This is a genomic window from Streptomyces sp. Je 1-79, assembly GCF_025195125.1.
Classification (GTDB): domain Bacteria; phylum Actinomycetota; class Actinomycetes; order Streptomycetales; family Streptomycetaceae; genus Streptomyces.
In genome coordinates this window covers 355,974-373,209 of the sequence record NZ_JAMGSL010000003.1, presented here as the reverse complement: position 1 = coordinate 373,209, position 17,236 = coordinate 355,974, and the positions used below count along the sequence as shown (strand labels likewise).

Genomic DNA, 17,236 nt, shown 5'->3' with positions numbered 1-17,236 from the left:
CTCGTCCGCATCCGTCGCATGCCGCGCACTTCGTATATCGGCCCGACGCGCGGATCGGTACGGGCCCCGCGTTGTCCGGCGGTCATCCGGGAAGGCAGGATGACGGTCATGACGCACGCGATGCTGAAGGGCTCCAACGTCCCTCTCGACACCGCGGCCGTACGGGCCGTGCTCCGCTGGACCCCGGGCCCCGGGGTCCCCGATGTCGACGCCTCGGCGCTGCTGCTCGGCGCCGACGGGCGGGTGCGCTCGGACGAGGACTTCGTCTTCTACAACCAGCCGCGCCACCCGTCCGGCCTGGTGCGCCGCCTGCCCAAGAAGCGGGTGGCGGAGGGCCTGACCGACACGGTGGAGGCCGATCTCGGCGCGCTCGACCCGACGGTCGACCAGGTGGTGATCGCTGCCTCCTCCGACGGCGACACCTTCCGTTCCGTCTCCGACCTGCGGATCCTTCTGTACGACGCGGGTGCGCCGGACCGGGAGCCGCTGGCCCTCTTCGATGTGAAGGCGGAGACGGGCGAGGAGACGGCGATCATCTGCGGCGAGCTGTACCGGCGCGGGGACGGCTGGAAGTTCCGCGCGGTGGGGCAGGGCTATCCGACCGGCCTGGTCGGTCTGGCCACCGACTTCGGGATCTCGGTGGACGAGGGCGCGGAGGACGCCGGCTCCGGGGCACAGGACGCGGTTCCGGCTCCGTCCTATGGGCGGGATCCGGCCACCCCGGCCGTTCCGGACTTCGACGCGACGATGGTCCAGCCGCCTCAGGCAGGTCCGGGCCCCCTCCCCGCGTCCGTACCGCCGCAGCCGACCACTCCCCCGGCTCCCGTCCCGGCCTACGGCTATCCGCAGCCGGTCACGGGCGACCGGCCCGCCTACGGCTATCCTCAGCCGGCCGCGGCCGCGGCGCCCGCCCCGGACCCGAACTTCCGGCTGCCTCCCATGGGCCCGCAGTTCGTCCGCCCGTAAGCGGTCCGGTAAGCAGTCCGCCTGTAAGCGGCCCACGCGGGAGCGCACCCCTACGCCTTGGTCTTGTAGCCGCGCCCCCACTGCAGGCCCCATCCGTACAGCCGGTCCAGTTCCGCCTGGAATCCGTACACGAACTTCACCTCCCGGCGGACGACCAGCTCGTCCTTGATCCTCTCGACGGTGAACACCGCGCAGGAGCGGGCCTGCGGGGCCCGCTCGTCGAGTTCGATCTCGATCCGCGGCCCGTTGCTGGGGTAGAGCGTCACCTTGGCGTGCGTACGGTCGAAGGCGGGGGTCTGGTCGTAGATGTAGACGAAGAAGAGCAGCCGCTTGATCTCGTCCCGGTGGTCCAGGTTGACGAAGATCGTCTCGCCGGACGAGCCGCCGAACCGGTCGTCGCCGCTCAGGTTCACGTACGGCGGCGCGTTCAGGGAACCGAAGAAGCTGCCCAGCGGCTGCACCACGCCCTTGCTGCCGTCCGCCAGCTCGTACATGCACCCGAGGTCCAGGTCGACGTTGACGACGCCCTGGGTGTGCGCCTGGACGACCTCGGGCTTGAAGAGCTTCGAGGGGTTGCGCAGGAGTCTTCCGCTCTGGCGTGAGCGGCCCTCTATGTCGGAGGTGCGCATCCGCCAGGAGAGGTTGACGCGCAGATTGCCGGTGGCGGCGCCCTGTTTGCTCAGGGAGACCGTCGGGCGCCGTTTGGTCAGGTCGATGGAGTTGCTGGCGGCGCTGCCCGAATCGAACTGCGCGGCCCTCCCCGGAAAAAGGCCGTCCCAGAAGCCCATGCGCCCCACCCCCCACTCGAAAACCGGTCAAACGCCGCGGGGCGGCCGGGTGCACCGGCCGCCCCGCAGTGAAGCGTTCCTCATTGCCGGGGGTGTCACACCCCGGACGACACCTCGGTCTTGCCCGAGGAGTCAGCTTTTCCCTCGGCCGCCGCCAGCGCCCTGTTGCGCCGTACGGAGGACCAGAAGGACCAGCCGATGAGAGCGACACCGATGAGACCGGTGACGACCTCGGGGATCTGGTAGCGGATGGAGATCATGAGGATCACGGCGAGCGCGCCGATGGCGTAGTGCGCGCCGTGCTCCAGGTAGACGTAGTCGTCGAGGGTGCCCTGGCGGACCAGGTAGACCGTCAGCGAACGGACGTACATGGCGCCGACGCCGAGGCCGAGCGCCATCAGGACGATGTCGTTGGTGATGGCGAAGGCGCCGATGACACCGTCGAAGGAGAACGACGCGTCGAGGACCTCGAGGTAGAGGAACATGAAGAAGGCGGCCTTGCCGGCCAGCTGCACGGCACCGACCTTCTTGCCGCTGCGCCTGGCCTCCTCCTCGGCCTCGTGCTCGCGCTCCTCTTCCTCCTCCAGCTTGTTCTCGAAGTAGCCCGAGAGACCGCCGACGACGAGGTACGTGATGAGACCGAAGACGCCGGAGAGCAGCACGGTCGCCGCCTTGTCGACGTGGGTGCCGCCGTGCTGGTGGGCCTGGGTCGCGAAGGTCATGGCGCTGACCGCCAGGACGATCAGGGCGATGCAGACCGACAGCATGTCGACCTTGCCGAGCTTGGCCAGCGGGCGCTCCAGCCAGCCGAGCCACTTGATGTCACGGTCCTCGAAGATGAAGTCGAGGAAGATCATCAGCAGGAACATACCGCCGAAGGCCGCGATCGACGGGTGCGCGTCGGTCACGAGCTGCTCGTAGCGCTCGGCGTCGTTGAGGGCGAGATCGACGGCCTCGATGGGGCCGATCTTGGCGCTGATCGCGACGATCACGACGGGGAAGACCAGCCGCATGCCGAAGACGGCGATGAGCACACCGATGGTGAGGAAGATCTTCTGCCAGAAGGCATTCATCTTCTTCAGGATTCCGGCGTTGACCACCGCATTGTCGAAGGAGAGCGAGATCTCGAGGATGCACAGGATCGCGACGATCCCGAACGCTTCCCACCCCCCGTAGAGCACCGCTGCGACCAGACCGAGCGCCGTGACGGCGAACGACCAGCCGAAGGTTTTCAGTACCACTGTCTACCCCATCGTGTAATTACGCGGCTTTACGAAACGTTGACCCCGAAGTCTAGAGCGATGCCCCGAAGTCCGGACGCGTACCCCTGTCCCACCGCCCGGAACTTCCATTCGCCCCCGTACCGGTAGAGCTCTCCGAAGATCATCGCGGTCTCGGTGGAGGCGTCCTCGGAAAGGTCGTAGCGGGCCAACTCCTGGCCGTCCGCCTGGTTCACGACGCGAATGAAGGCATTGCTGACCTGACCGAAGGTCTGGCCGCGATTGTCGGCCTCGTGGATCGAGACCGGGAAGATGATCTTGTCGCAGTGGGCCGGGACCTTGACCAGGTCCACGATCAGCGACTCGTCGTCGCCGTCCCCCTCGCCGGTGAGGTTGTCGCCGGTGTGCTCGACGGACCCCTCGGGGCTCTTGAGGTTGTTGTAGAAGACGAAGTACTCGTCGCCGAGCACCCGTCCCGACTGACACAGCAGGGCGCTGGCGTCGAGGTCGAAGGCGGCTCCGGTGGTGGAGCGCGCGTCCCAGCCGAGGCCCACCAGCACCTGGGTGAGGTTGGGTGCGGCCTTGGAGAGGGAGACGTTGCCTCCCTTGGCGAGCGTGACGCCCATGTGTGTTCCTCCCCGGTGAAACTGCGATGGTCGTGCTGATGAGGCGCGTCCGGCGCCGCACTGAGCGTGCGGCGCCGGACGGATCGGACTGACTGGGGGCGCGGCTCGGGCCTCCTGGGGCGGAGACTCAGAACCGCGTCACCCGGGCTGCGTGACTCAGACGTTGACGCCGAAGTCCGCGGCGATGCCGCGCAGGCCCGAGGCGTAGCCCTGGCCGACCGCGCGGAACTTCCACTCGTCGCCGTTGCGGTACAGCTCGCCGAAGACCATGGCCGTCTCGGTCGAGGCGTCCTCGGAGAGGTCGTACCGGGCGATCTCGGCGCCGCCGGCCTGGTTCACGACGCGGATGAACGCGTTGCGCACCTGGCCGAAGGACTGCTGGCGGTTCTCGGCGTCGTAGATCGACACCGGGAAGACGATCTTGGCGACATCGGCCGGCACCGTAGCCAGGCTGACCTTGACCTGCTCGTCGTCACCCTCGCCCTCGCCGGTGAGGTTGTCACCGGTGTGCTCGACCGAGCCGTCGGCGCTCTTCAGGTTGTTGAAGAACACGAAGTCCTGGTCGTTGCGGACCTTGCCCTCCGGGCTGACCAGGATGGCGCTGGCGTCGAGGTCGAAGTCCGTACCGGTGGTGGTACGGACGTCCCAGCCCAGACCGACGGTGACGGCGGTCAGGCCAGGGGCCTCCTTGGTCAGCGAGACGTTGCCGCCCTTGCTGAGGCTGACTCCCACGAGTCCCTCCATGTGGTTTCCAGGGGCAGCGCCCCCGTCGTGCGTTGGCATCGGATCAACGTCTGGATCCTAGTGAGGGGTTCCCGGCCTGGACAGACGATTCGCCCCGATGGTCAGAGAGTGTCGAGCGCCTTGAGGTAGTCGTTGAGGTCGCGGGCGTCCGGCAGGGCGTTGACGACGGTCCAGCGGACGACGCCCTCCTTGTCGATGATGAACGTGCCGCGGACCGCGCAGCCCTTGTCCTCGTCGAAGACCCCGTAGGCGCGGGAGGCCTCGCCGTGCTTCCAGAAGTCGGAGAGGAGCGGGTACTCCAGGCCCTCCTGGTCGGCGAAGACGCGCAGGGTGTGGATCGAGTCGTTGGAGACGGCGAGGAGCTGGGTGTCGTCGTTGACGAACTTCGGCAGGTTGTCGCGCAGCTCGCACAGCTCGCCGGTGCAGACGCCGGTGAAGGCGAACGGGTAGAAGAGCAGGACCACGTTCTTCTCGCCGCGGTAGTCGGAGAGCCTCACGGTGCGGCCGTGGTTGTCCTTGAGCTCGAACTCCGGCGCCTTCGTGCCGACCTCGATCGCCATGGCGTACGCGTCCCTTCACTGGACCGAACAGGTGAAGGCCCAGCTTAGGACCCCGCCGGGAGCCCACCACGCACAGAGCCCCCGCCGGTGCTGTACCGGCGGGGGCTCCTGCTGCTTGGGGATCAGCGCTTGGGTGCGACCAGACGGCTGCCCGCCCAGTCCTTGGCCACGCTGATGCTCTTGGTCTGGGAGAAGCCGGCGGTCTGGGCCGCGTCGTTGATGTCGCTCGGCTCGACGTAGCCGTCACGGCCCGTCTTCGGCGTCAGCAGCCATACGACCCCGCCGTCCTCCAGCAGGCCGATGGCATCGACCAGGGCGTCCGTCAGGTCTCCGTCTTCGTCACGGAACCAGATGATGACGGCGTCTGCGACGTCGTCGTAGTCCTCGTCGACAAGGTCCGACCCGATGATGGACTCGATGCCTTCGCGGAGATCGAAATCGACGTCGTCGTCGTAACCGATCTCCTGGACCACCTGTCCGGGCTCGAACCCCAGCCTCGCTGCCGGGTTGGTCCGCTCCTCCGCGTGGTCCGCGGTCGCGCTCACGGCTTGCCTCCTGATCATGTATCGGAAAATGCGTCGGCCACGCGCGTACGCGCAGCGCTGGCCGTAGTCCACACGGGCTGGGCGGATCGCGCAAGTACCCGGCCGCCGAGACCGCCGAAACGGTGACGTTTGGGGCCGTCTCGCCGCATCTTCCGAGCCGGTTCCACTCCGCTCCGTGACATACCGCACACGCTTCGTCCTGCTTTGCAGGCTTCCGCGGCTTCAGTCTGCCGAACATCATGACGAAACGCATGCGCGGGTTGGGCGTAAGGTTGCGATTTGACCCAACCAGGCGCCCAGTGGGGGTTACCCCGCGGTAGAGATGACGTTTGACACCGACGGGGTACACGATGGACATCCCGGCCGGCGTCCCGGCCTCCGTGGGCTCCACCGAACAGCGAAGGAACAGCGTGGCTTCCGGATCCGATCGCAACCCGATCATCATTGGCGGCCTTCCCAGCCAGGTCCCGGATTTCGATCCCGAAGAGACCCAGGAATGGCTCGACTCCCTCGACGCGGCAGTCGACGAGCGCGGCCGTGAGCGGGCCCGCTACCTGATGCTCCGCCTGATCGAGCGCGCCCGCGAGAAGCGCGTCGCCGTGCCCGAGATGCGCAGCACGGACTACGTCAACACGATCGCGACCAGGGACGAGCCGTTCTTCCCCGGCAACGAGGAGATCGAGCGCAAGGTCCTCAACGCGACCCGCTGGAACGCGGCCGTGATGGTCTCGCGCGCGCAGCGCCCGGGCATCGGGGTCGGCGGTCACATCGCCACCTTCGCCTCCTCCGCCTCGCTGTACGACGTCGGCTTCAACCACTTCTTCCGCGGCAAGGACGAGGGCGACGGCGGCGACCAGATCTTCTTCCAGGGTCACGCCTCGCCCGGCATCTACGCCCGCGCCTATCTGCTGGACCGGCTCTCCGAGACGCAGCTCGACGCGTTCCGCCAGGAGAAGTCGAAGTTCCCGAACGGCCTGTCCTCGTACCCGCACCCGCGGCTGATGCCGGACTTCTGGGAGTTCCCGACCGTCTCGATGGGCCTCGGCCCGCTCGGTGCGATCTACCAGGCCCGGATGAACCGCTACATGGAGGCGCGCGGCATCGCCGACACCTCCAAGTCGCACGTCTGGGCGTTCCTCGGCGACGGCGAGATGGACGAGCCCGAGTCGCTCGGCCAACTGTCCATCGCCGCCCGCGAGGGCCTGGACAACCTGACCTTCGTCGTCAACTGCAACCTCCAGCGCCTCGACGGCCCGGTGCGCGGCAACGGCAAGATCATCCAGGAGCTGGAGTCGCAGTTCCGCGGCGCCGGCTGGAACGTGATCAAGCTCATCTGGGACCGTTCCTGGGACCCGCTGCTCGCCCAGGACCGCGACGGCATCCTGGTGAACAAGCTGAACACCACGCCCGACGGCCAGTTCCAGACGTACGCCACGGAGACCGGCTCCTACATCCGCGACCACTTCTTCGGCGACGACCAGCGGCTGCGCTCGATGGTCGAGTCCATGACCGACCACCAGATCCTGCACCTGGGCCGTGGCGGTCACGACCACAAGAAGATCTTCGCGGCCTTCGCGGCGGCCAAGGCCCACAAGGGCCAGCCGACCGTCGTCCTCGCCCAGACCGTCAAGGGCTGGACGCTGGGCCCGAACTTCGAGGGCCGCAACGCGACCCACCAGATGAAGAAGCTGACGGTCGACGACCTCAAGCGCTTCCGCGACCGCCTGCACATCCCGGTCACGGACACGCAGCTGGAGAACGGGCTGCCGCCGTACTACCACCCGGGCCGGGACTCCGAGGAGATCCAGTACATGCACGACCGCCGCAAGGCGCTCGGCGGGTACGTCCCGACCCGTGTCGTGCGGGCCAAGCCCCTGGTCCTGCCCGAGGAGAAGACCTACGCCGCGGTGAAGAAGGGCTCCGGCCAGCAGTCGATCGCCACCACGATGGCCTTCGTCCGGCTGCTGAAGGACCTGATGCGGGACAAGGAGATCGGCAAGCGGTTCGTGCTGATCGCCCCCGACGAGTACCGCACCTTCGGCATGGACTCGTTCTTCCCGAGCGCCAAGATCTACAACCCGCTGGGCCAGCAGTACGAGGCCGTGGACCGCGAGCTGCTGCTCGCGTACAAGGAGTCCCCGACCGGTCAGATGCTGCACGACGGCATCTCCGAGGCCGGCTGCACCGCCTCGCTGATCGCGGCCGGCTCGGCGTACGCCACGCACGGCGAGCCGCTGATCCCGGTCTACGTCTTCTACTCGATGTTCGGTTTCCAGCGGACCGGCGACCAGTTCTGGCAGATGGCCGACCAGCTCGCGCGCGGCTTCGTGCTCGGCGCCACCGCCGGCCGCACGACGCTGACCGGTGAGGGCCTCCAGCACGCGGACGGCCACTCGCACCTGCTCGCCTCGACCAACCCCGGCTGTGTCGCGTACGACCCGGCCTTCGGCTTCGAGATCGCGCACATCGTCCAGGACGGCCTGAAGAGGATGTACGGCCCCGACGCCGAGGACGTCTTCTACTACCTGACCGTCTACAACGAGCCGATCCAGCACCCGGCCGAGCCGGAGGGCGTGGACGCCGAGGGCATCCTCAAGGGCATCTACCGCTACAGGACGGGCGAGGCCGGAGCCATCCCCGCGCAGATCATGGCCTCCGGTGTCGCCGTGCCGTGGGCGGTGGAGGCTCAGCGGATCCTCGCCGAGGAGTGGAACGTCCGGGCCGACGTCTGGTCGGCGACGTCCTGGAACGAGCTGCGCCGGGAGGCCGTGGACGTCGACCGGTACAACCTGCTCCACCCGGAGGAGGAGCAGCGCGTCCCGTACGTGACGCGCAAGCTGTCCTCCGCCCAGGGCCCGTTCGTGGCCGTCTCCGACTGGATGCGCTCCGTCCCGGACCAGATCTCCCGCTGGGTGCCGGGCACCTACACCTCGCTCGGCGCGGACGGCTTCGGCTTCGCCGACACGCGAGGTGCGGCCCGCCGCTACTTCCACATCGACGCCCAGTCGATCGTCCTGGCGGTCCTCACCGAGCTCGCCCGCGAGGGCAAGGTCGACCGGTCGGCCCTGAAGCAGGCCGTGGACCGCTACCAGCTGCTCGACGTCGCCGCCGCCGACCCCGGCCCCGCCGGGGGCGACGCGTAACGGCGTATTCGTGTGGTGCGGGTGCGGGGGCGGACGCGCCCCCGCACCCGCCTACGATTCCCGGCATGAAGGAACGCTGGGAGAAGCGCACCCAGACGCCACTGCTGATCCTGGCAGTGGCGTTCGGCGTCGCCTACGCCGTGCCGATCGTGGCGCCGGATGCCGCCCGCTGGATCCACGAGCTGTGTCTGGCCGTGGAGTGGGTGGTGTGGGGTGCGTTCGCGCTCGACTACGCCGTGCGGTTCGTGCTGGCCCCGGCCAGGTGGCAGTTCGTCCGCAGTCACCCGCTCGACCTCCTCTCGGTCCTACTCCCTCTCGTGCAGCCCCTGCGGCTGCTGCGTCTCGTCTCCACGCTCCTCCTCGTGGGCCGGCGGGCCCGGATGGCACCGCAGGTGACGCTCACGACCTATGTGGCGGGCGCGGTGGTCGGGCTGCTGATGTTCGGCTCGCTGGCCGTGCTGCATGTGGAGCGGACCGCCCCGAACGGCAACATCAAGACGCTCGGCGACGCGGTGTGGTGGTCCTTCACCACAATGACGACCGTCGGGTACGGCGATCACGCCCCGACCACGGGACTCGGCCGCGTCCTCGCGGTGGGTCTGATGCTCTCGGGGATCGCCCTGCTCGGTGTGGTGACCGCCAACATCGCCGCCTGGTTCATCTCCCGCTTCGAGCGGGACGACGCCGCCGAGCGCCGCCAGACGGAGCTTCTGGAGGCCCTGACCCGGGAGGTCCAGAGCCTGCGCGCGGAGGTCTCACGCCTCTCCGCACCGACGCCCGTCCCCGTACCGCGGCCCGCTCCCGACCCCGCGCCCGTCCCCCCGCAGGGTCCCGCGCCCGTTCCGCCACACGGTCCCGCGCCCGTCCCCCCGCAGGACGACGTCCCTACCGCTCCCAGAGCTTGAAGGCTCTGACCTGGTACGGAGTCTGGGGCACCCAGGTCCCGCGCCCCGGATAGGTCTCGAACTCCCCCGTCTCCGCACACTCCGCGGACTGGTACGTGGTGACCGGCCGCCCGGTCCGGTTCGCGAGGGCCTGGGCGCTCGCGCCCGGGGGCAGGGCGACACAGCTCTCGATGTCCGTGCCGGCCAGCTCGTACGTCCACACCGAGCCCCTGAAGTCCGCCTTGGGCCACAGACACAGCTGTCCGGGCCCGCAGGGACCGAGCCTCGTCCCGGACACGGCACCGGCGGCCGTGGGCCCGGCTGCCGGTGCGCGCACCGGCCCGCCCGTCGGTGCTGCCACGGCCGGCAGCGCGGACAGGGCGGGAAGGGCGGTGAGCAGGGTGGCCGCCAGCGCGGCCAGGAGTACGTGCTTTGTATACATGTCGATGAACCCCCCGTTTCGTCACTCTCTGTAATCAGAACTCTGACGGAGTTCACCGCCCGTTGGGAAGAGCCCTCGGGCCGATTCACCCGGACAAGTGAAAGCCCCGCCGGGCGCGGCCTGGCGGGGCTTCCTCACGTACACACATACGGGACGCGTCAGATGTGGGCGGCGCCCGCACCGGCCTCCGCGTTCTCGCCCCGCTTGGTCAGCGTGGCGACCAGGGCGGCGACGACCGCGACGACACCGGCGACGGTGAACGCCAGGCTCATGCCGTCCAGGAAGGTGTCGTGGATGACGCCGCCGATCTTGTCGAACATGTCCGGCGTCATGTTGGGCGCCTGCGCCAGCTGCTGCGGGACCATGCCGAACTCGGCGGCCTCCTCGAGCCCCGGGGCGGGCTCGCCGGGGATCCCGGCGGCCGTCCAGTTCTCCGCGAACGCGCTGGAGACCTTGGAGGACATGACCGCGCCGAGCACCGCCGTACCGAGCGCACCACCGACCTGCATCGCGGCCTGCTGCAGACCACCGGCGACGCCGGAGAGCTCCAGCGGGGCGTTGCCGACGATGACCTCGGTGGCGCCGACCATCACCGGGGCGAGGCCCAGGCCGAGCAGACCGAACCAGAGCGACATCGTGAGCGTGCCGGTCTCCGAGGAGAGGGACATCATGCCGAACATCGCGACGGCGGTGCAGACCATGCCGCCCACCAGCGGGATGCGTGGGCCGAACCGGGTGATCAGCGCGCCGGCCAGCGGCGAGGAGACGATCATCATCGCGGTCAGCGGCAGCAGGTGCAGACCGCTGTCGATCGGGCTGAGGCCCTTGACGCCCTGGAGGTAGAAGGTCACGAAGAAGAGGCCGCCCATGAAGGCGAAGGCCATCAGGACCATCAGCACCACGCCCGCCGTGAGCGGGACGGAGCGGAACATGGCCAGCGGGATGAGCGGTTCCTTCACCTTCGTCTGCCAGAGGGCGAAGACGAAGAAGAGCAGGCCCGCGGCGGCCAGGCAGCCCCAGGTCTTGCCGCCGGTCCAGCCCCACTCGGCACCGGCGTTGATGAGGCCCCAGACCAGGGAGCCCATGGCGCCGGAGAGCAGCACGATGCCGAGGATGTCGAAGGAGCGCGGGGCGTTCTCGGCGCGGTGGTCCTTGAGGATCACCAGCCCGAGCACGAGCGCGAGGACACCGACCGGCACGTTGATGAAGAAGACGGACTGCCAGCTGACGTGCTCGACGAGGAAGCCGCCGAGGATCGGGCCGCCGGCCGTCGAGGCGCCGATGACCATGCCCCAGATGCCGATGGCCATGTTCAGCTTCTCGGCGGGGAAGGTGGCGCGCAGCAGGCCGAGCGCGGCCGGCATCAGCAGGGCGCCGAAGAGGCCCTGGAGGACGCGGAAGGCGATCACGAGCCCGATCGAGTCCGACAGACCTATCGCCCCGGAGGCGGCGGCGAAGCCCGCGATGCCGATGAGGAAGGTCTGGCGGTGGCCGAAGCGGTCACCGAGCTTGCCGGCGGTGATCAGGGCGACGGCGAGCGCGAGCAGGTAGCCGTTGGTGATCCACTGGAGCTGGTCGAGCGTGGCTCCGAGATCGGCCTGAATGGCGGGGTTGGCGATCGCGACGATCGTGCCGTCGAGCGCGACCATCATCACGCCGGCGGCCACGGCGAACAGGGTCAGCCAGGGGTGACCTCGCAGGCCTTTCGATGCAGCCGGTACGGGGCTCCGGTCGCCCCCATGACCCTGCGGGGCCTTTTCCACGGTGGTCTGACTAGTCATGCGAAAGAGGCTAATGTCAGCGACTGACAATTGACAAAGCAATTCACACGCCGGTAACTGTCACGTAGCTCACAGGTACGCTGAGCAGCACGAAGCATCGGAAAGTGGCGGAAAGAGGGCCATACGGTGACGGTTTCCGGTCTGCGGGAACGGAAGAAGCAGCGCACACGGAACGCGCTCCTCCGGGTGGCTCTGGAGCTCTTCACGACCCAGGGGTACGAGCAGACCACCGTGGACGAGATCGCCGACGCGGTCGAGGTCTCCCAGCGCACGTTCTTCCGCTACTTCACCTCCAAGGAGGAGGTGGCCTTCGCCGTGCAGCAGATGGTCGAGGAGCGCTTCGTCCAGGCGCTGGCGGGGCGGCCTCCCGAGGAGGGCCCGCTCGACGCGCTGCGCAACGCCGTGCTCGCCGGCTGGGACACGATCGGCGAGGCGATCATGGAGGTCGTCCCCGTCGAGATGTACCTGCGGACGTTCCAGATGATCGAGTCGACTCCGGCGCTGCTCGCCGCGCATCTGCGCCGTACGACCGAGATGGAGGACACCATCGCCCGGCTCATCGCCGCGCGCGAGGGCGTCGACGTGGACCGGGACCCCCGCCCGCGGATCGTGGTCGCGGCGTTCAGCGGCGTCATGCGGGTGACGGGCCAGCTGTGGGGCCGCGGCACGGACCTGAGCCTGGAGGGCATCCGCGCCCTGACCGAGGACCACCTCGACCACCTCGGGCCCGCACTGGCCCGGGACTGGCGGCGCTGACGGCGGGTAGGGCGGCGGGTGGCGGGTCACGCAGGGGCTGTGCCCGCACGCGGCGCCGAAGACCGGCACCGCGTACGCGCTGCGCACGCGACGCCAGAGACTCGTACACGCCCCGCGGCGCCGAAGACCCGTACCGCGCCCCCGGCGTACGCCCGCGCGTACGGAGCGTCACTCGAGCCCTTACTGCGCGTGATCCACGTCACTCCCCGACCCGGGCCGCCGCGCCCGTCTCCTAGGGTGTGGCGCAGTGACTTCCTTCGACTCCTCCCCCACGCTCTCCCTCTGGCGCCTGCTGCTCGCGCTGGCCGTGGTCTTCGTGCTCCTCGCGACCACCGGCTGGACCACGATCAGCCATCCGCGCGGGCCAGGGGAGTCCCGCCAGGCCGCACTCGCCTCCTGGACCCACGGCAGGATCGGCCACCGGGCGCTGCCCGACCCGTCCGCCCCCGCCCGTACGATCGCCGCCTTCTTCGCCTCGATCGGACCGTCCCAGAGCACCTTCCTCGCCGACGCGCACCCACTCGTCGTCGGCAATCTCGACGGCGCGCCGGTCACGCTCCGCTACCGCGCCAACCGGCTCTCCCTCGCCCGTGCGCTGGACGCCGAGGAGGACAGGCTGGAGACGGCCCGGCTGAGCGCCGACGGCCGGCGCGAGGCCGTGCGCCGGGCACACCGCTTCACCTCGCTCATGCGGTCCGACCGGCAGATCCTCGCGTTCGATCCGACCGGCGGCGGCCGGACGGCGGAGGTCCTCGGCGATCTGGAGCGCGCGGACCGCGTCTCGGTGATCGTGCCGGGCGTCGACACCAACCTGCTCACCTTCCAGAAGACGAGCCGCAAGTTCACGGCCCCCGCCGGCATGGCCGAGTCGCTGTACGCCGCCGAGCGCCGGGCCGCGCCCCGGAGCCGTACGGCCGTCATCGCCTGGGCCGACTACACCGCCCCCGTCGGCGTCGGCATCGACGCCGCGATGGGCCGGCTCGCCACGGCGGGCGCGGTGCGGCTCGTCGGCATGACGAGCGCCCTGCCCGGCGACTCGCGCGTCAGCCTGTTCTGCCACAGTTACGGCTCCGTGCTCTGCGGGGTCGCCGCGGCCGGCCTGCCCTCCCGGGTGACGGACGTCGTCGTGGCCGGGAGCCCCGGCATGCGGGTGGGCAGCGCGGCCGAACTGTCGACCCGGGCCCGGGTATGGGCGATGCGGGACGCGGACGACTGGATCGCCGACGTCCCGCACCTCGCGTTCGGCGGGGTGGGGCACGGAGCGGACCCGGTGGAACCGGCCTTCGGCGCGCGGCTGCTCTCGGCGGCGGGCGCGGACGGCCACACCGGCTATTTCGAGCCGGGCACCAGCAGCCTGGACAACTTCGCGGCCATAGGCGTCGGCTCGTACCGGAACCTGACCTGTGCGAGCGCCGACAGCGCCTGCCGCAGTGGAATCTCCGGTGCGGAAGGCGTCTGACGCGCGTAGAGCAAGGCGATTCGGCCGCCCGCACAGGGGCGACGCACAGGCGCACGCCGCTTACGATGAGGCACATGGGTGATGTGCTGGCCGGAATTCATGCCACCTGGGAGTTCGAGAGTGACGCCGTCGTCATCCGCTTCGAACGGGGGATCCGCACACCGAAACTCTTCCAGGCGCTGGGCGAACGACGTATCCCGCACGAGGCGTTGGCGTCGGTGACGCTCGCCCCGGGCAAGCGGGGCACCGTCGTGCTGCAGGCGGTGCCGAGACGGGGCGCCGATCCGCTGATGGAGGCGGCCGCGGGGCAGTTGAAGCCGGGGTACGACCCGTACCGGCTGGTGCTGCCCGCGGAGCGGGAGACGCTGGCCGAGTACTACCGGGACGAGCTGCGCGACCGACTGGCCCCGGGCGACGAGCCGTCCGACGGCTTCCTCGTGACGGCTCCCCGGGGGCCGCAGTCCTTCAAGGCGTACGACGGGAAGGCGACGTTCGACGGATCGTCGGAGGTCGCGTTCCGCTGGTTCTGGACGGGCGCGTCCTCGGAGAAGTGGAAGGCCGGCGACCAGACGTTCCCGGTACGGGAGCTGGGTGGGGTCGAGTGGCGCTCGCCGGACGTCTTCGACGGGTACCTGCGGCTGCTGCCCCGGTCCGGGCAGCCCCGGTCGGCCCAGGCCGACCGCGACCCGGCGGCCGTCGTCTTCGGCCTCGGCTACGGCCCGGTCCACGAGTCCCTGCCGTTCGCGGCGGCGGTCCTGGAGGCGGTCCGGGGCGCGGGGCGGGTGGCGGCGACGCCGGTCGACGCGCTGCCGGAGGCCCGCGACCCTGCTGGCGTCGCGGAGCGGATCCGGCACCTGGGGGAGCTGCACCGGGCGGGCCTGGTGACGGACGAGGAGTTCACGGCGAAGAAGTCGGAGCTCCTGTCGGAGCTGTGAGGGCGGAGGACGGAGGACCGTGCCGGTCCGGAGGGCCGCCGCGTGCCGGTCCGGAGGGCAGCCGCGTGCCGGTCCGGAGGGCAGCGTTCGGGGCCGGGTCTCTGATCCGCCGGTGATACCCAGGTATCACCCGTGGACCGGACCCTCGGTATGACGTACGTCCGGGAATCGGCTGCCTAACCTGGGCGGGCCATGAAGAAACCATCCCTCCCCCCCGGCCTCGCGGCGCGGCTCGCGCCCGCGCGCGGGGTGCTGCGGTCCTTCGGGGTCGCCCTCGCGACCCCGACCGAGCCGGGCGATCCCCTCTTCGCCGACGTACGCAGCAGGTGGCTGAGGCTGCTTCCGTACGCCCTCGCGCTCGCCTTCGTCGCGTCGCTGCTCCCCGTCACCGTCACCGTCCTCATGCACGACTACGGTGTGAACGGCGCCCTCGCCGGGGCCCTCGCCACCGCCCAGACCGCCCCGCTGCTGCTCGCCGTGACCCGCCCCCTCCAGGCCTGGTGGATCATCGGCGTCGCCGACGTCCTCGGCGCGATCGTGCTGCTCGGCGGCGACGGTCCCGCGGGACGGTCCTGGCCGTGGACGCCGATGGTCGTCGTCGGCTATCTCGCCCTGATGCTCGCCCTCGGGCTCCGCGAGTCCCGCAAGGCCCTGCTCGGGGTGTGGCTGGCGACGGGGGCCGCCGGGTTCCTGCTCGGGGCGATCGCGCCGCGGAACGACGACGGCGTCCACGTCCTGCTCTTCGTCCTGAGCGGGGTCGTCCTGCTCATCACCGCGACGCTCCGGGAGCGGGGGGACGCCGAGCGGCGCACGCGGGAGGAGCGGGCCCGTGCCACGCTCCTGGAGGAGCGCGCCCGGATCGCGCGCGAGCTGCACGACGTCGTCGCCCACCACATGTCCGTGATCACCGTGCAGGCGGACTCGGCGCCGTACCGGATTCCGGAGCTGCCGGAGGCGGCGCGCGAGGAGTTCACCTCGATCGCCGCGAGCGCGCGGGAGTCGCTCGCCGAGATGCGCCGGCTGCTCATGGTGCTGCGCAGCGAGGGCGCCGAGGGCGAACGGGCCCCGCAGCCGGGCCTGGACCGGGTGCAGCAGCTGATCGAGGCGACGGTGCGGACGGGGGTGCCGGCCGAGCTGTCCATGGCGGCCGAACTCGGTGACGTACCGCAGGCGGTGGACCTGTCGGCGTACCGGATCGTGCAGGAGGCGCTCGCCAACGTGGTCCGGCACGCGCCGGGCGCGCGGACCCGGGTGTCGGTGCGGTCCGAGGACGGCGGACTCACCGTCGTGGTCGTCAACGGGCCCGCGCCCCGGCCCACTTCGCCGCTGGAGGGCGGGACGGGCACGGGGCACGGGCTGGTCGGCATGCGGGAACGCGTACGGTTGACCGGCGGCACGCTGGACACCGGGCCGTTGCCGGACGGCGGCTTCCGGGTCGCGGCCCGGCTCCCGCTGCGTACGGAGGACGGCTCGTGACCATCCGCGTGATCATCGTCGACGACCAGGCCATGGTGCGGGCCGGATTCGCCGCGCTGCTGTCGGCGCAGGCCGACATCGACGTGGTGGGCGAGGCGCCGGACGGGCGGCAGGGCGTGGACGTGGCACGGTCGACGCACCCGGACGTGGTCCTGATGGACGTACGGATGCCGGAGATGGACGGGCTGGCGGCGGCGCGGGAGATCCTGGACCCGCCGGTGGGGGTCGTGCACCGGCCGAAGGTGCTGATGCTGACCACCTTCGACGTGGACGACTACGTGTACGAGGCGCTGCGGGTGGGCGCCTCGGGCTTCCTGCTCAAGGACGCGCCGCCGGCGGATCTGATCGCGGCGGTACGGGTGGTGGCGGCCGGCGAGGCGCTGCTCGCTCCGTCGGTGACGCGGCGGCTGATCGCCGACTTCGCGGCGACGAGGCCGGCGCCCCGGGCGGACCGGGCTGCCCTGCGGCTGAAGGGTCTGACGCCGCGTGAGACCGAGGTGCTGGAGCTGATCGCACGCGGCCTGTCGAACCAGGAGATCGCGGACCGTCTGGTCCTGGCGGAGCAGACGGTGAAGACGCACATCGGCCGGGTGCTGGCCAAACTGGACCTGCGCGACCGGGCGCAGGCGGTGATCTTCGCGTACGAGTCGGGTCTGGTGACCCCGGGCGGCGCCCGCTAGGCCCTGTCAGCCGCAGCGCAGCCCGGTCCCCGCGGCGTCAGGCCCTTCAGCCGCAGGGCCGCCCGGTCCCGCCCGGTCAACGTCTTTCGGTCGCGGCGGAATTCGGCACCCTCCCGCCCGCCCCGGGGGACAGCCCCACCCCTGTACGGGGGTTCGCGCGTCCTCCGACCCCTACCCCGGTATCACGCACGACTTGGCCCCCCGGTGTGACGTTCCGTCATGCCTCCTCTT

At 70.2% G+C, this 17,236-nt stretch carries 16 protein-coding genes; 8 read left to right on the top strand and 8 right to left on the bottom strand.

What is annotated here, in order from left to right; translation table 11 throughout:
* Window positions 1-99: 99 nt before the first annotated feature.
* Entirely contained in the window at window positions 100-966 is an 867-nt protein-coding gene (locus tag M5362_RS07060; protein ID WP_260226465.1) for a TerD family protein, read from the top strand.
* 50 nt (window positions 967-1,016) lie between these two features.
* Here the strand turns inward: M5362_RS07060 and M5362_RS07055 are convergent, their stop codons facing one another.
* The 6 genes from M5362_RS07055 to M5362_RS07030 form a co-directional block, all read right to left on the bottom strand.
* Window positions 1,017-1,754, bottom strand: a complete 738-nt coding sequence (locus M5362_RS07055) for a Tellurium resistance (RefSeq protein WP_260226464.1) — start codon at window positions 1,752-1,754, stop codon at window positions 1,017-1,019.
* 95 nt (window positions 1,755-1,849) lie between these two features.
* On the bottom strand, window positions 1,850-2,995 hold the full coding sequence (locus M5362_RS07050; protein ID WP_260226463.1) for a DUF475 domain-containing protein: 1,146 nt from the start codon (window positions 2,993-2,995) through the stop codon (window positions 1,850-1,852).
* Between the two features lie 29 nt (window positions 2,996-3,024).
* Window positions 3,025-3,600, bottom strand: coding sequence for a TerD family protein (locus tag M5362_RS07045; protein WP_260226462.1), 576 nt, complete (start codon window positions 3,598-3,600; stop codon window positions 3,025-3,027).
* 156 nt (window positions 3,601-3,756) lie between these two features.
* On the bottom strand, window positions 3,757-4,332 hold the full coding sequence (locus M5362_RS07040) for a TerD family protein (RefSeq protein WP_260226644.1): 576 nt from the start codon (window positions 4,330-4,332) through the stop codon (window positions 3,757-3,759).
* 113 nt (window positions 4,333-4,445) lie between these two features.
* Window positions 4,446-4,904, bottom strand: a complete 459-nt coding sequence (locus M5362_RS07035; protein WP_260226461.1) for a peroxiredoxin — start codon at window positions 4,902-4,904, stop codon at window positions 4,446-4,448.
* Window positions 4,905-5,026: 122 nt separating this feature from the next.
* Entirely contained in the window at window positions 5,027-5,449 is a 423-nt protein-coding gene (locus tag M5362_RS07030) for a DUF3052 domain-containing protein (protein ID WP_260226460.1), read from the bottom strand.
* Between the two features lie 410 nt (window positions 5,450-5,859).
* Here M5362_RS07030 and aceE point away from each other — a divergent pair, with 410 nt between their 5' ends.
* Together aceE and M5362_RS07020 are read left to right on the top strand one after the other, a co-directional pair.
* Window positions 5,860-8,592, top strand: a complete 2,733-nt coding sequence (gene aceE / locus M5362_RS07025; RefSeq protein ID WP_260226459.1) for a pyruvate dehydrogenase (acetyl-transferring), homodimeric type — start codon at window positions 5,860-5,862, stop codon at window positions 8,590-8,592.
* A 65-nt stretch (window positions 8,593-8,657) separates the two neighbouring features.
* Window positions 8,658-9,497, top strand: coding sequence for a potassium channel family protein (locus M5362_RS07020; protein WP_260226458.1), 840 nt, complete (start codon window positions 8,658-8,660; stop codon window positions 9,495-9,497).
* Here the strand turns inward: M5362_RS07020 and M5362_RS07015 are convergent.
* Window positions 9,478-9,918: a peptidase inhibitor family I36 protein gene (locus M5362_RS07015; protein ID WP_260226457.1), complete on the bottom strand. Its 441-nt coding sequence runs from the start codon at window positions 9,916-9,918 to the stop codon at window positions 9,478-9,480. The two genes, M5362_RS07020 and M5362_RS07015, sit on opposite strands and share 20 nt — an antisense overlap.
* A 158-nt stretch (window positions 9,919-10,076) precedes the next feature.
* Window positions 10,077-11,570, bottom strand: a complete 1,494-nt coding sequence (locus M5362_RS07010) for an MFS transporter (RefSeq protein WP_374214424.1) — start codon at window positions 11,568-11,570, stop codon at window positions 10,077-10,079.
* 255 nt (window positions 11,571-11,825) lie between these two features.
* On the opposite strand from M5362_RS07010, the gene M5362_RS07005 reads away from it, so the two are divergent.
* From M5362_RS07005 to M5362_RS06985, 5 genes are all read left to right on the top strand, one after another.
* Window positions 11,826-12,455, top strand: coding sequence for a TetR/AcrR family transcriptional regulator (locus M5362_RS07005; RefSeq protein ID WP_260226455.1), 630 nt, complete (start codon window positions 11,826-11,828; stop codon window positions 12,453-12,455).
* A 247-nt stretch (window positions 12,456-12,702) separates the two neighbouring features.
* Window positions 12,703-13,914: an alpha/beta hydrolase family protein gene (locus M5362_RS07000; protein WP_260226454.1), complete on the top strand. Its 1,212-nt coding sequence runs from the start codon at window positions 12,703-12,705 to the stop codon at window positions 13,912-13,914.
* Window positions 13,915-13,988: 74 nt separating this feature from the next.
* Complete coding sequence (locus M5362_RS06995; RefSeq protein ID WP_260226453.1) at window positions 13,989-14,849, top strand: DUF4429 domain-containing protein; 861 nt, start codon at window positions 13,989-13,991, stop codon at window positions 14,847-14,849.
* A gap of 192 nt (window positions 14,850-15,041) precedes the next feature.
* Window positions 15,042-16,325 (top strand): sensor histidine kinase, encoded by a 1,284-nt coding sequence (locus tag M5362_RS06990; protein ID WP_260226452.1) that lies wholly within the window; start codon window positions 15,042-15,044, stop codon window positions 16,323-16,325.
* Window positions 16,322-17,005 carry a response regulator transcription factor gene (locus M5362_RS06985; protein ID WP_260226451.1) on the top strand — a complete coding sequence of 228 codons (684 nt, stop codon included), beginning with the start codon at window positions 16,322-16,324 and terminating at the stop codon, window positions 17,003-17,005. The genes M5362_RS06990 and M5362_RS06985 overlap by 4 nt, the downstream gene beginning before the upstream one ends.
* Window positions 17,006-17,236: the final 231 nt, after the last annotated feature.

Coding starts and splice junctions, on each gene's coding strand:
- M5362_RS07060 (WP_260226465.1), top strand. CDS start 100: ATGACGGTCATGACGCACGCGATGCTGAAGGGCTCCAACGTCCCTCTC.
- M5362_RS07055 (WP_260226464.1), bottom strand. CDS start 1,754: ATGGGCTTCTGGGACGGCCTTTTTCCGGGGAGGGCCGCGCAGTTCGAT.
- M5362_RS07045 (WP_260226462.1), bottom strand. CDS start 3,600: ATGGGCGTCACGCTCGCCAAGGGAGGCAACGTCTCCCTCTCCAAGGCC.
- M5362_RS07035 (WP_260226461.1), bottom strand. CDS start 4,904: ATGGCGATCGAGGTCGGCACGAAGGCGCCGGAGTTCGAGCTCAAGGAC.
- M5362_RS07020 (WP_260226458.1), top strand. CDS start 8,658: ATGAAGGAACGCTGGGAGAAGCGCACCCAGACGCCACTGCTGATCCTG.
- M5362_RS07015 (WP_260226457.1), bottom strand. CDS start 9,918: ATGTATACAAAGCACGTACTCCTGGCCGCGCTGGCGGCCACCCTGCTC.
- M5362_RS07010 (WP_374214424.1), bottom strand. CDS start 11,570: ATGATGGTCGCGCTCGACGGCACGATCGTCGCGATCGCCAACCCCGCC.
- M5362_RS06995 (WP_260226453.1), top strand. CDS start 13,989: ATGGGTGATGTGCTGGCCGGAATTCATGCCACCTGGGAGTTCGAGAGT.
- M5362_RS06990 (WP_260226452.1), top strand. CDS start 15,042: ATGAAGAAACCATCCCTCCCCCCCGGCCTCGCGGCGCGGCTCGCGCCC.